This is a genomic window from Streptomyces smaragdinus (assembly GCF_009604385.1).
In the GTDB taxonomy this organism is placed as follows: domain Bacteria; phylum Actinomycetota; class Actinomycetes; order Streptomycetales; family Streptomycetaceae; genus Streptomyces; species Streptomyces smaragdinus.
This window is the reverse complement of the sequence record NZ_WEGJ01000001.1, coordinates 701,921-714,901: the sequence shown is the minus strand read 5'-3', so window position 1 is coordinate 714,901 and position 12,981 is coordinate 701,921. Positions and strand designations below refer to the sequence as shown.

At 73.2% G+C, this 12,981-nt stretch carries 10 protein-coding genes and 3 tRNA genes; 7 read left to right on the top strand and 6 right to left on the bottom strand.

The window, feature by feature from the left end; genetic code table 11:
- Positions 1 to 3: 3 nt before the first annotated feature.
- Positions 4 to 945 (bottom strand): FAD-dependent oxidoreductase, encoded by a 942-nt coding sequence (locus tag SRB5_RS03395; protein ID WP_153449807.1) that lies wholly within the window; start codon positions 943 to 945, stop codon positions 4 to 6.
- A gap of 81 nt (positions 946 to 1,026) precedes the next feature.
- Between SRB5_RS03395 and SRB5_RS03390 the strand changes: the two genes are divergently transcribed.
- The 6 genes from SRB5_RS03390 to SRB5_RS03365 all read left to right on the top strand — a co-directional run bounded on the left by SRB5_RS03390 (position 1,027) and on the right by SRB5_RS03365 (position 4,877).
- Entirely contained in the window at positions 1,027 to 1,560 is a 534-nt protein-coding gene (locus tag SRB5_RS03390; RefSeq protein ID WP_153449806.1) for a TrmH family RNA methyltransferase, read from the top strand.
- 83 nt (positions 1,561 to 1,643) lie between these two features.
- Positions 1,644 to 2,141, top strand: a complete 498-nt coding sequence (locus SRB5_RS03385) for an endonuclease domain-containing protein (RefSeq protein WP_153449805.1) — start codon at positions 1,644 to 1,646, stop codon at positions 2,139 to 2,141.
- A gap of 29 nt (positions 2,142 to 2,170) precedes the next feature.
- Positions 2,171 to 2,242 (top strand) — tRNA-Cys (locus tag SRB5_RS03380).
- A 37-nt stretch (positions 2,243 to 2,279) separates the two neighbouring features.
- A tRNA-Asp gene (locus tag SRB5_RS03375) sits at positions 2,280 to 2,351 on the top strand.
- A 1-nt stretch (position 2,352) separates the two neighbouring features.
- The gene (locus SRB5_RS03370; RefSeq protein ID WP_323376940.1) at positions 2,353 to 3,702 is read left to right on the top strand and encodes an SDR family NAD(P)-dependent oxidoreductase; all 1,350 of its coding nucleotides are present in this window, start codon (positions 2,353 to 2,355) and stop codon (positions 3,700 to 3,702) included.
- Positions 3,699 to 4,877 (top strand): leucine-rich repeat domain-containing protein, encoded by a 1,179-nt coding sequence (locus tag SRB5_RS03365; protein WP_228389697.1) that lies wholly within the window; start codon positions 3,699 to 3,701, stop codon positions 4,875 to 4,877. Before SRB5_RS03370 ends, SRB5_RS03365 begins: the two co-directional genes overlap by 4 nt.
- Positions 4,878 to 4,960: 83 nt before the next feature.
- Here SRB5_RS03365 and SRB5_RS03360 read toward each other — a convergent pair whose 3' ends face one another.
- From SRB5_RS03360 to SRB5_RS03350, 3 genes are all read right to left on the bottom strand, one after another.
- Positions 4,961 to 6,766 carry an AAA family ATPase gene (locus tag SRB5_RS03360; protein ID WP_153449804.1) on the bottom strand — a complete coding sequence of 602 codons (1,806 nt, stop codon included), beginning with the start codon at positions 6,764 to 6,766 and terminating at the stop codon, positions 4,961 to 4,963.
- A complete protein-coding gene (locus tag SRB5_RS03355) occupies positions 6,763 to 8,166 on the bottom strand; it encodes a vWA domain-containing protein (RefSeq protein WP_153449803.1) in 1,404 nt (467 codons plus the stop codon). Before SRB5_RS03355 ends, SRB5_RS03360 begins: the two co-directional genes overlap by 4 nt.
- A gap of 76 nt (positions 8,167 to 8,242) precedes the next feature.
- Positions 8,243 to 9,502, bottom strand: a complete 1,260-nt coding sequence (locus tag SRB5_RS03350) for an arginine deiminase (protein ID WP_407703864.1) — start codon at positions 9,500 to 9,502, stop codon at positions 8,243 to 8,245.
- A gap of 118 nt (positions 9,503 to 9,620) precedes the next feature.
- On the opposite strand from SRB5_RS03350, the gene SRB5_RS03345 reads away from it, so the two are divergent.
- Positions 9,621 to 9,701, top strand: a tRNA-Gly gene (locus SRB5_RS03345).
- A gap of 15 nt (positions 9,702 to 9,716) precedes the next feature.
- On the opposite strand, the gene SRB5_RS03340 is transcribed toward SRB5_RS03345, so the two are convergent.
- Positions 9,717 to 10,556, bottom strand: a complete 840-nt coding sequence (locus SRB5_RS03340) for a hypothetical protein (protein ID WP_153449802.1) — start codon at positions 10,554 to 10,556, stop codon at positions 9,717 to 9,719.
- 1 nt (position 10,557) lies between these two features.
- Positions 10,558 to 12,948: a Tex family protein gene (locus SRB5_RS03335; RefSeq protein WP_323376938.1), complete on the bottom strand. Its 2,391-nt coding sequence runs from the start codon at positions 12,946 to 12,948 to the stop codon at positions 10,558 to 10,560.
- Positions 12,949 to 12,981 lie beyond the last annotated feature (33 nt).

Here is a 12,981-nt window from a genome sequence, read left to right as displayed (position 1 = left end):
GGGCTAGCCCACCAGGCGTACGACCTCGTCCGCGCACCCCCACGCCACCGTGACGCCGGCCCCGCCATGCCCGTAGTTGTGCACCACCCGCGTGCCGTCCGCCGTGTCCTCCGCCTCCAGCCGCACCGCCGGCCGGGCGGGACGCAGCCCCACCTTGTGCGCCAGCACCCGGGCCGAAGCCACCTCGGGCACGAAGCGGGCGCAGCGCGCCACGATGGCCTCGGCGGTGGCGGGGTCCGGGGTGCGGTCCCAGGCGTCCTCGTCCGCCGTGCCGCCCAGGACCAGACCGTAGGGCTGGGGCAGCAGATACGTCGTCTCGGTCTCCCGCGGGTCGGCCGCCACCAGCCACTCCTCGACCCCCGGGTTCTCCACCACGAGGATCTGCCCGCGCACCGGCGCCACGGATTCGTCCCCGGCGAGCTCCCGGGCGCCCAGGCCCGCGCAGTTGACGACCACCGACGCGCGCGGCTCCGCCAGCGACGCCGCCATGCGGTCCTCGACCCGGCCGCCCGCCGCCTCCAGCCGCCGCCGCAGCCAGCCGAGGTGGAACGGTACGTCGACCAGCGGCACCCGCGCCCGCAGGCCCCGCCCGAACGACGGCGGCAGCTCCTCCGGCAGCGCCTCGCGCAGCCCCTCCAGCTCCCGCGCCCAGGGCCCGGTGTCCTCGAAGCCGGCCCCCGCCTCCGTGCCGACGACCATCCGCACGCCCGTCTCCTCCGGCCGCTCGGCCTGCTCCCGGAAGACGTCCATCGCCCGCAGGCCCCAGCGCGTGACCAGGCCGGCCGGCTCGATGCGGTACGGCCACCAGAGCCCGCCGGCCACGGCGGACGTCGTCGCCTCCGCCGGCTCCCGGGTCCAGACGGCCACGTCGTGCCCCGCCTCCGCCAGCCGTACGGCGGAGGTCAGACCCACGATGCCGCTTCCGATCACGATCACATCTGTCATGGTTCGAGTCTGGCCCATGCGCATATCTGATCGCTAAGCTGGGGGTATGACCTGTGACCTGGAGGCTCTGCCTCACACACGATGAGCGGCGACCGGAGCGGAGCGAGGATCCGCACCCGAAGCCCCCGTGAACTCCGCCGCGACCGCCGCCCCCGCGGCCACTCCTGCTGGGACCATCTCTACGCGGCCCCCCTGTGGCCCCTGCACGGCGCCAACCTCGGCACCCTGCTCCGCACGTGCGACGCCGTCGGCGCCTGCCTCACCGTCCCCCGCTTCCCCTGGGTCCCCGAGGCCCTGGCCCGCGGCAACACCCTGCGCAGACAGCCGTGCGTGCACTGGACCGGCGACCCCCTCGGCTGGCTCACGCGCCAACGCGAACGCGGCGCGCACATCCTCGGCGTAGAACTCGCCGAGGAAGCCACCCGCCTCGCCGACCTCACCCCGGCCCGCAACCCCACGGTGATCGTCCTGGGCCACGAACAGACGGGCATCCCACCGGAGGCCCTGGACCTCCTGGACGAGGCCGTGGAGATCCCGATGGTGGGCACGGGGGCCAGCCTGAATGTGGCGGTGGCGGGATCCCTGGTCCTCTACAAGAAGGCGGGTCTCCTGTGACCCGGCGGGCCGCCGCCCTGCGGGAGCTCCTCGTCGACAGCGCGTGACGCCGATTGTCAGTGGCCGGCGTTAGCGTGAAGGGCATGGGGAGGTTCGAGGCGGTTCCGGTGTGTCATGAGTGGGCGTTACCGCGCGAGGTGGCGCGGGGGCGGGCGCCGCTTGCCGTTATGCGGGGGTGGCAGGACGGGCGTTGTGCGATCTGCGGGCTGCGCGGGGAGCTCGTCGTCGATCACCATCATGTGTCCGGGCTGATACGCGGGTTACTGTGCGGCGCCTGCAACACCGCCGAGGGCCGTCGCACCAGCCTGTACGACCAGCCCTACGGCGCCTACCGGGAGCGTCCGCCCGCGCTGATCCTCGGTGTCACCGAGGCCTATCCGGGGCGGGCCAAGGACGCCTACTACTACGAGCTCGGCGAGCCGCCCGACGATCCGGCGCAGGCGGCGCGCGTCCTCGCGTACCTGATCCGCCACCCACCGCGGAGGCCCGGGCGGCCGGTGGAGATACCGGGGCTGCCGGGGCAGTACGTGGTGCGCGACGGGATGCGGCGGATCGCCGACCGGCTGGCCGCCGGGGGGTGAGCGGTGATCGGGTACGATCCGGCGCAATGCCCCGGTGTAGCGCAGAGGAAGTCGCGCCGCTTGCACAGCGGAACACGCCGGTTCGAATCCGGCCGCGGGGGCAGCTGACGGGCCGTCCCGTGACCGGACGGCCGCAGGGGTCCCGTAGCGCAGAGGCAGGCGCGCCGCCTTGTCAGGGCGGATACGCCGGTTCGAATCCGGCCGGGACCGCGTGGAGGGGATCACCGACGACGAACTGGCCGCCTTCGACCGCACGGTCGCGAGGCTGCGCGCCCTGCCCGCCGACGACCCCGTGCGGCTGCGCGCCGAGCAGGTGGCCGCGTCCTTCGCCCGCGACGGACGCGTCCGGCGGCGCAAGGACCGCCGCGACGGGACGGCCGCCGCCGACGCCGCGCTCGTCGCCGCCACCGCGACCGGCGGCACGGCGAGGCGCGAGGACGCCCCGCTGCCCGGCGAGACGGGTGAGGGCGGCGAGCTGCTGCGCCCGCAGCGGTGCTACGTGTGCAAGCAGATCTACCGCCGCCTCGACGGCTTCTACCACCGCCTCTGCCCGGACTGCGCCGCCGACAACTCCGCCCGCCGCGCCCTGCGTACGGACCTGCGCGGCCGCCGGGCGCTGATCACCGGCGGCCGGGTGAAGATCGGCTTCCAGCTCGCCCTCATGATGCTGCGCGACGGCGCGGAGGTCCTGGTGACCACCCGCTTCCCGCACGACACCCGCCGCCGCTTCGAGACCCAGCCGGACTCCGCGCAGTGGCTCGACCGATTCGGCGTCATCGCCGTCGACCTGCGCGACCCCCGCCAGGTGCTCGGGGTGTGCGAGCACCTGCGCCGCGGCGGCGAGCCGCTGGACATCCTCGTCAACAACGCCGCGCAGACCGTACGCCGCCCGCCCGAGTCGTATGCCGCGCTCAGCGCCGGGGAGGGCGACGGACTGCCGCGCGAAGTGCTCGCGGCACCGGGGTTCCGGCCGATGGCCGCCCTTGCCGGTGACGGTGCCGCCGGCGCCCCGGCCGCCGGGGCACTGGCGCTCGTACTCGACGAGATCGACGAGGCCGGCCTGCTGCCCGACACCGCCCCCGAGAACTCCTGGTCCGCGCAGCTCGGCGAGCTGGACCCCGCCGAGGTGCTGGAGACGCAGCTGGTCAACTCCCTGGCCCCCGCGCTGCTGTGCGACCGGCTGCTGCCGCTGCTGCTGGCCGCGCCCCGCGAACGCCGGTACATAGTCAACGTGACCGCCGTCGAAGGCCGGTTCACCGTCCGCAACAAGATGCCCGGCCACCCCCACACCAACATGGCGAAGGCCGCGCTCAACATGCTCACCCGCACCAGCGGCCCCACCCTGGCCGAGCACGGCGTGTACATGTGCGCCGTCGACACCGGCTGGATCACCGACGAGAACCCGATGCCGAAGAAGGACCGGATCGCCGCGGCCGGCTTCCGCACCCCGCTGGACATCGTGGACGGCGCGGCGCGCGTCTACGACCCGATCGTGCGCGGCGAGGCGGGCGACCCGGTCGCCGGGGTCTTCCTCAAGGACTACCGGGAGGCGGCGTGGTGACCGAACCTCCTGAACCCTTCGCGGGCATCGGCCCGGTCACCCCGCGCCCCACCACCGACCTCACCCCGCTGCTGGCCTGGCTGCGCGAGGGCCGCGGCGTCACCGAACGCACCGACTTCCCGGCCGGCACGGCCCTGCCCGACGGCCGCCTCGACCTGTGCAAACAGCAGCTCGGCCCCGACGGCGCCGCCCTCGTGGCCGACGCCCTGCGCCCCGGACCGGTACGCCATCTGCTGCTCGGCACCGACGGACTCGGCGACGACGGGGCCGACGCCGTCGCCCACAAGGCCGTCGAGGCCGACGTCAAAACCCTCTACCTCGGCTGCAACGGCATCTCCGCCGACGGCGCCTGCCGGATCGCCGGCCAACTGCGCGGCTCCCCGCAGGCGGTGAGCGGCGTCTGGCTCAAGCGCAACCCGCTCGGCGCGGGCGGCGGGGACGCCGCGGCGGAGCTGATCGAGGCGGCGCGCTCGCTGCGCACCCTCGACCTGGTGCAGACCGGCCTCACCCCGCAGGGGCTCGCGGTGCTCGGCGACGCCCTGATCGCGGCGGCCGGCGCGGGACGGCGCATCGAGCGGCTCTACGCGGGCGGCAACTCCCTCGGCCCGGCGGGCGCGGCGGCGATCGCCCCCGCCGTCGGCGCCGGGGCGCTGGGCGAGCTGTACCTGTCGGCGGCCCGACTGGGCGACACCGGGGCCCTCGCGCTGGCGGAGGCGCTCCGGCAGGCCCCGTACGGCAGCCTGCGGCGGCTCTCCGCCGCCAGCAACGGCATCGGGCCCGAGGCCGCCGTCCGCCTGGTGGAGGCGGCGGTCACCGCGGGCGTCGAGGTGCTGGACCTGGGCCGGGTCCGGGCGGCGGGGACGCTCGGCGCCGCCGACAACCGGCTCGACGAAGCCGCCACCGCCGCCGTCGCCCAGGCCCTGGCCGCGCGCGAGCACCGCCTCGGCCACCTCGTCCTGTCCAACACCGGCCTGCGCAGCCGCCAGGCGCTCCCCCTCCTCGCCGGCGCCGAACGCGCCGCCACCCCCACCCGCTACCTCCTCGGCAAGGGCATCGCGACCAGCGTCCGCCGCCGCCTCGACACCCTCGCCGCCGGCCTGCCCGAGCTCCCGCCCGTCCCGGACGACGTGGCCGCGATCCGCAGCGTGCACCGCGCCCCGCCGCTCCCCGGGTGAGCCCCGGACACCCCGACGGACCCGCAGGCCAGGCCGTGAGCCGGTCTCCGGACACGACGCAGCGTCGGGGCGGGCGGACCCCCTCACCGCGATATCTGCGCGAACACCTCGATCCAGAACCGCTGCGCCTTCTCCGACGCCCCCACCAGATACGTCGACCGCAGCTTCGGCGGCAGCAGCGCCACCAGCCGCACCACCGCCTTCCGATGCCGCTTCAGCTGCGACAGCTCCGCGTTGGCCAGCACCTGGTGCACCACATCGCTGTCATCACCGCCCTCCGCCGACTCCGCCGCCGCCCGCCGCAGCCGCACCTCCCACGCCCCGACACTCGCGGCCAGCTCCCGCAGCCCCGTCACCGGCCGGTTGTCCAGCCGGTCGACGAGCGCCGTCAGCGGTACGGGCGCGTACTCGCCGTCACCCAGATAGATCGTCCCCAGCTCCAGCGGCAGCCCCTGCCGATGCAGCCGGATCAGCCGCTCGATGGTCCGCTTGGTGATCCAGGCCCGCCCGTCCTCGTCGATGTCGTGCTTCCACCACTCGAGCACCGTCTCGGCGACCGGACCGTACCTGTCGATCAGCCACTCGTTCGCCGGGATGTCCTCCGGCTGCACCTCGAGCGAGATCGTGAACCGCGTCGCCTGGGCGATGTTGTTGCGCGCGACCAGCAGCTTGCGGCCCAGGTGGTAGGGCGGGTTCTGGATGGCTATCTGGGCGCGCAGGTTCTCGATCCGGCGGCCGGCCAGCGACCACTCCTGCGTGATCTCCATCAGCTTGGCGAACGCCGCCTTGTCCTTGGGCCGGTTGTACTCGTCCCACACGATCGCCTTGGGTGCCGCGCCGGTGAACGGCAGCGCCAGCAGATTGTCCAGCGTGCCGTCCGCCGCCGGGATCGGGGCGCACAGGTCCTCGACGTTCGTCACGGGCAGCGAGAAGTACAGCGGCTCGGCGCCGAGCCCGTCCCGCACCTCCTGCCGGACCAGCTCCGTCTTCCCGCAGCCGGGCGGCCCCTGCAGCAGCACCGACCACCGGTTGCGCAGCGCCGCGCGCACCACGCGGCGTACCGGGTCCGCCACCCGCGCCGGATTCGGCACGCCGAGGGCCTTCGCGATCCGGTCCAGGATCTCCGCCGTCCGGTCCGGCGCCCTGCGGCCGTCCCCCGCGTCCTCCACCAGACGCAGCCGCTCGCCGTTGACCAGCGGCAGCCCCCAGCGCAGCGGGAACCCCTCGCGGGCACACGCCAGGACGTGCTCCAGCGTGCGCGGCGACAGCAGCTCCCGCAGCCCGGGCGTCAGCGACGCCCACACCGCGAACACGCCGCTCAGGTCCCACGGGCGGAACACGGCGCTCAGCTTGCTCCGCCACGAGGTGTCGTTCGCGGTGATCCGCAGCGTCACCATCCGGTCCAGGATCGCCAGATCGCTGCGCCGCGCGGACGTCTCGGCCAGCGACTCGTTGTCCGTCAGGAACACACCGATGCAGCCCAGCGCCCGCAGATCGTGCTCGCCGAGGGTCCAGTTGCAGGCGATCTGCATCAGCTGCGACTGGATCGTCTCACCGGCCTGCAGCGAGTCGTCGATGAGCAGGACGAACGGCCGCCCCGGCGTCAGCTGGCGCATCACGAGCTGACGCAGCACCAGCGCACCGGACTCCGCGTCCCGTACCGGCGCGTTGACCAGCAGATCGTCCGGCGTCAGATTCGCCGCCGGGACGAACACCAGCTCCGCGTCCGGGTGGGCGCGCGGGATGTGCGAGAAGAACGTCGACGTCTTGCCGATGCCGTGTTCGCCGAAGACCTGCCCCGTCTGCCCCATCTCGATCATCGCGTCGATGAACGCCTCGAGCTTGGAGAGGGTGCGCGGGGGCCGCGTGGTGCTGCCGGTCGTGCTCATCGGTCTCCTGTCGTGACGCGGTGGCAGGCCATGGGCGGGGAGTGGGCCTCCGGCCAGTCGTCGCCGTACTCGGTGATCAGCCAGATCCATTTGTCCGGCTCGGCGGGCGTGATGTGCGGGGCGTAGCCGTCGGTGAGCATCACCACGGCGTCCGGTCTCTCGTCGAAGAACTCCCCGTCCACCGCCGTGCGTCCCTCGACGTAGTCGGCGACCGCCTGGAAGCTCGTCCCGCCGCCGCCGTACACCCGCTCGCCCGCCTTGAACGGCATCACACAGCCGTCGAACGACAGCCAGTGCGCCTCGACCCCGTCGATCCGGCCGACGAGGTCGGTCAGCCACTCCACCACGTGCCCGGGCATCGAGCCGGACGTGTCGTACGCGACGACCAGCACCTTCGTCCGCTCCGCACCCCGGCGCGAGAGCATCGGGTCCTGGCCGAGGGCGGCCAGCAGCGCGCCGCGCTTCTTCGGGTACACCAGCCGCTCGCCCTCGCGCAGCTTCGAGGCGAGTACGTCGACGAGCCAGCGCTGCCACCAGTCGACGCGCCGCGTCGCGGACGTCTGCCCGCGCAGCCGGCCCGCGCCCAGCCGTCCCCAGATCCGGCTTGCCCGGTCCGTCGCCCCGTCGGTGCGGTCCATCAGGTCCAGCAGCTCGCCCTCGGCGGCGGGGTGGCCCCGGCGGGCGGCCAGGAGGGAGTTGAGCAGCACGGAGGAACAGACGGCGTCCACGGTCTCCTGGTCGGCGGGCACGCCGTCCTCCGTGAGATGGACGCACAGGGGCGGGGGCACCGGCGGGTTCTTCATCCGCTTGAGCTCGCCGTAGATCGTCATGTCGGTCTCGGCGAAGTGGTCGTAGCCGAGCGGCTCCAGGCCCTGGCCGAGGAGGTCCTCGCGGTAGTCCTCGTACACCACGCGCGGGTCGATGCCCGTGGGCTCGCCGTCCAGGAGGGGCAGCCCGGTGCGGCCCAGCCGGATCAGCGCCACATGGTTGATCGCGACCTCGGCGGCGACGGTGAACACCGGGTCCTCGCGCAGCTCCGGCTCGGCGAAGAGATGCCGGTGGACCAGATGCCGGGCCTCGTGGAACAGCACGAACTTCACGCCGTCCAGGCCGAGTCCGGTGAAGAACCCCGGGTTGAAGAGCAGCAGACAGCTGCCGTCGCCGGAGGCGACCACGGCGGCGGTGCCGACGGCCGTCGTCGCTATGTGGTGGCGGCACTTGGAGTACAGCCACGACGTGACCGCCGAGGTGGTCATGCCGAAGTCCAGCAGCGCGGCCTCCTTCAGCCGCGTCGCCTCCGCCACCACCGCGGGATCGGCGGGCCGCCACTGCTCCAGCGCCCGTCGGTCGGCGAGATCCACGACACGCCGGCGCACCACGCGCTCGTCACCGTAAGCCATGCCCGACACCCCCCGTGATCCAGCTTGACTCATTGGTATCAGGAGGCGCTGACAATTTTCGCGCGGGACCGGGGCGTCAGAAGCTGACGGGCTCCCTGATCAGCGGGCAGGTCATGCAGTGGCCACCGCCGCGGCCCCGGCCCAGTTCGGCGCCGACGATCGTGATGACCTCGACGCCGGCGTCCCGCAGCAGGGCGTTGGTCTGGGTGTTGCGGTCGTACGTGAAGACCACGCCGGGCTCGACGGCCACCGCGTTGTTGCCGCTGTCCCACTGCTGGCGCTCGGAGGCGTACACGTCGCCGCCGGTCTCGATCAGCCGGAGCTTCGACAGCCCGAGGGACTCCGCCACGACCTCGGGGAAGGCGCGGGAGCCCTCGTCGGTGACGTGGACGCCGGGCGGGCGGTCGTCCGGGCGCAGGGTGAACGTGTGGATCTCGTCCACGATCCGCGGGTAGACGGTGACGATGTCGCGGTCGGCGAAGGTGAACACCGTGTCGAGATGCATCGCGGCGCGCAGCCTCGGCATCCCGGCGACGACCACCTGCTTCGCGGCGCCGCTCTCGAACAGGGCCAGCGCGACCTGGCTGATCGCCTGCCGCGAGGTGCGTTCGCTCATGCCCATCAGCACCACGCCGTTGCCGACGGGCATGACGTCGCCGCCCTCGAACGTGGCCTGGCCCCAGTCCTGTTCCGGGTCGCCCCACCAGACGGTGGAGCCGGCGAAGTCCGGGTGGAACGTGTACACCGCCTTCATCAGCAGCGTCTCGTCGTGCCGGGCGGGCCAGTACAGGGGGTTGAGCGTGACACCGCCGTACAGCCAGCACGTCGTGTCCCGGGTGTAGAGCATGTTCGGCAGCGGCGGCATCAGATACTCGCGGGCACCCGAGTCGCCCCGCAGCAGCGCGGCGTACGCGGGCCGGAACTCGTCGAGCAGATCGTTCGTGGCCAGCCCCCCGATCAGGTAGTCGACCAACTGCCGGGGCTCCAGGGTCTCCAGAAAGGACCGCGTCCCGTCCAGCAGCCCGAGACCCACCCGGTTCGGAGTGATCTTCCGGTCGAGCAGCCAGTCCTTCGCCCCCGGTACGGCCATCGTCTGCGCCAGCAGATCGTGCAGCTCGACGACCTCGACCCCGCGCGATGTCATCTTGCCGACGAAGTCGGCGTGATCGCGCTGCGCGTTCTCCACCCACATCACGTCGTCGAAGAGCAGATCCCCGGAGTTCGACGGCGTCAGCCGCCGATGGGCGAGCCCCGGCGAACAGACCAGCACCTTGCGCAGCCTGCCGACCTCGGAGTGCACGCCCAGCGGACGGGAACCGGGGGAGTCGTCACGCACCACGGGAGCCCCTCAGAAATAGACCGGACATTTCCGGATGATATGCCGCATCACCCCGCCGCGCAGTCCCACGACCACCTGCGCCACACCCCCCGAACGGCCTAAGATCACGCCCAAGGCGGGGCCGTAACGCAGAGGCAGACGTACCGGACTCCCAATCCGGAATTTACGCTGGTTCGAATCCAGCCGCCCCGCCCCATCGCACAGCCAAGGCTCAGACCCCGCTGACCGCCCGGGTCGTCCTGAGGAGCTCCGGGAGGGTGCCCGTGAATGTCGGGAGCAGTTGGGTGAGGATCGCCCAGGGTTCCGGGGACGGGCCCAGGGACTGGGCCAGGGGGCGCAGGACCGAGGCGGCCTCCGACTGGCGGGACGGGGGGAAGGCCCAGGCGCCCAGGGCCAGCAGGGACAGGACGCGGCGGGCCGGGCGGTAGGTCTCGACGTACTCGGCGGGGCCGCTCACGATGCCGGCCTGGCGCAGGCGGTGGCGGAACTTGGGGTGGTCGCCGAACTGCGCGCGCAGCTCCGGCGGGCAGTCGATGCGGATCGCGAGGCTCCAGCGGGCGAAGCCGGGCAGTGGGGCGTCGTGGTCCGCGGCGGCGATCCGGGGCCAGTCGTCGCGGGTGACGGTGCCGGCCGCCGCGCGGCCGTGCGCCATCGTGCGGACCGCGTACAGCTCGGCCAGCAGGTCGTACTCCGCAGTGTCGACGGGCTCCGGCGGCCGGTCCCAGCGGTCCGTCTTCGGCGGCCTCACGCTTCCCGTGGCGCCGGGCGCGAAAGAGCGGCCCGCCATGATCTCGCGGCGCAGGCCGTCCGACATCCTGGGCGCCCGGTACGCGGAGATCCGGACGTCCGGATCGTCCGTCTCCAGCATCCACAGCAGCGCCGAGGCCGGCGCCGCCGTCTCGTTCAGCAGCCGCGTCACGTACCACGGGTCCCGCTGCCGGGGCGCCACCTCACCCTCCCGGAGACCGAGCCGCTCGTACACCGGCCCGGTCTCCCCGTCGAGCAGCCCCAGCAGCAGCCGGACACCGCCTGCGTCCCCCTCCGCGATCAACTCAGCGCCGGCCCTTCCCCTGGTCGCCCTTGCCCAGCAGCCCCGCACGGCGCAGGGCGTCCGCCATCGCGCTGTTCTCCGGCGCCGCCTGTCGGCCGGCCCCCTGTCGGCCGGCGCCGCCCTGACCCTGGGCGCGGCCTCCGCCCTGGCGCTGCTGCCGCGGGGCGCCACCGCGCCGGCCGCCACCGCCGCCGCCCTGGGCGGCGTCCGGCTTGCCCGGCTCGTCCTCCAGCCGCAGCGTCAGCGAGATCCGCTTGCGCGGCACGTCCACCTCGAGGACCTTCACCCGCACTATGTCGCCGGACTTGGCGACCTCACGCGGATCCTTCACGAACGTCCGCGACATCGCCGACACGTGCACCAGCCCGTCCTGATGCACGCCGACGTCGACGAACGCCCCGAAGGCGGCCACGTTCGTCACGACGCCCTCCAGGATCATCCCCGGGGTGAGGTCGGAGATCTTCTCGACGCCCTCCTTGAAGGTGGCCGTCTTGAACGCCGGCCGCGGGTCGCGCCCCGGCTTCTCCAGCTCCTTCAGGATGTCCGTCACGGTCAGCACACCGGTGGACTCGCCGACGAAGTTCTCCGGCCGCAGCGAGCGCAGCGCCTTGGAGTTGCCGATCAGCGCCGCCACCTCGGTGCCGCTGCTCTTCGCCATCCGACGCACCACCGGATACGACTCGGGGTGCACGGACGACGCGTCCAGCGGGTCGTCACCGCCCCGGATCCGCAGGAAGCCGGCGCACTGCTCGAACGCCTTCGGGCCCAGCCGGGGCACGCTCTTCAGCGCGGAACGGCTGGAGAACGGGCCGTTGGCGTCCCGGTAGGACACGATGTTGTCCGCCAGCCCCGAGCCGATGCCCGAGACGCGGGAGAGCAGCGGGGCGGACGCGGTGTTCAGGTCGACGCCCACGCCGTTCACGCAGTCCTCCACCACCGCGTCCAGCGAGCGCGACAGCTTCACCTCGGACAGGTCGTGCTGGTACTGGCCGACCCCGATCGACTTGGGGTCGATCTTCACCAGCTCCGCCAGGGGGTCCTGCAGCCGGCGGGCGATGGACACCGCGCCGCGCAGCGACACGTCCATGTCCGGCAGCTCCTGCGAGGCGAACGCGGACGCGGAGTACACGGAGGCGCCGGCCTCGGAGACCATCACCTTCGTCAGCTTCAGCTCCGGCTGGGCGGCGATCAGATCGGCGGCCAGCTTGTCCGTCTCGCGCGAGGCGGTGCCGTTGCCGATGGCGATCAGCTCCACGTCGTGCTCGCGGGCCAGCTCGGCCAGCGTCGCCAGGGACTGGTCCCACTTCTGCTGCGGGACGTGCGGGTAGATCGCGGTGGTCGCGGCGACCTTGCCGGTGGCGTCGACGACGGCGACCTTCACGCCCGTACGGAAGCCGGGGTCCAGGCCCATCGTGGCGCGGGTGCCCGCGGGGGCCGCGAGCAGCAGGTCCCGCAGGTTCGCCGCGAAGACGTTCACCGCCTCGTCCTCCGCCGCCGTGCGCAGCCGGGTGCGCAGGTCGATGCCCAGGTGGACCAGGATCCGGGTGCGCCAGGCCCAGCGGACGGTGTCCGCGAGCCACTGGTCGGCCGGGCGGCCCTGGTTGGACACGCCGAACTTCGCCGCGATGGCCCGCTCGTACGCCGTCGGCCCCTCCGGCTGCTCGTCGGCGTCCGGCTCCAGCTCGAGGTCGAGGACCTCCTCCTTCTCGCCCCGGAGCATCGCCAGGACGCGGTGCGAGGGCAGCTGGGTGAACGGCTCCGCGAAGTCGAAGTAGTCGGCGAACTTCGCCCCCGCCTCCTCCTTGCCGGAGCGGACCTTCGCCGCCAGCCGGCCCTTCGTCCACATCCGCTCGCGCAGCTCGCCGATGAGGTCGGCGTCCTCGCCGAACCGCTCGGTGAGGATCGCGCGGGCGCCCTCCAGCGCGGCGGCGGGCTCCGCGAAGCCCTTCTCCGCGTCCACGAACGCAGCGGCGGCGGCCAGCGGCTCGACCGTCGGGTCGGCCAGCAGGCCGTCGGCCAGCGGCTCCAGACCGGCCTCGCGGGCGATCTGGGCCTTCGTGCGGCGCCGGGGCTTGTACGGGAGGTAGATGTCCTCCAGCCGGGCCTTGGTCTCCGCGGCCAGGATCTGCGCCCGCAGCTCGTCGGTCAGCTTGCCCTGGCTGTCGACGGACTCCAGGATCGCGGCCCGCCGCTCCTCCATCTCGCGCAGATAGCGCAGCCGCTCCTCGAGCGTACGCAGCTGCGCGTCGTCCAGCGCCCCGGTCGCCTCCTTGCGGTACCGCGCGATGAACGGGACCGTGGAGCCGCCGTCGAGCAGCTCGACCGCGGCCCTGACCTGGCCGTCCCGTACACCGAGCTCCCCGGCGATCCTGCCTTCGATGGACACCGTCACAACTGGCCCCGCTTTCTACTCTGCCGTGCGCAA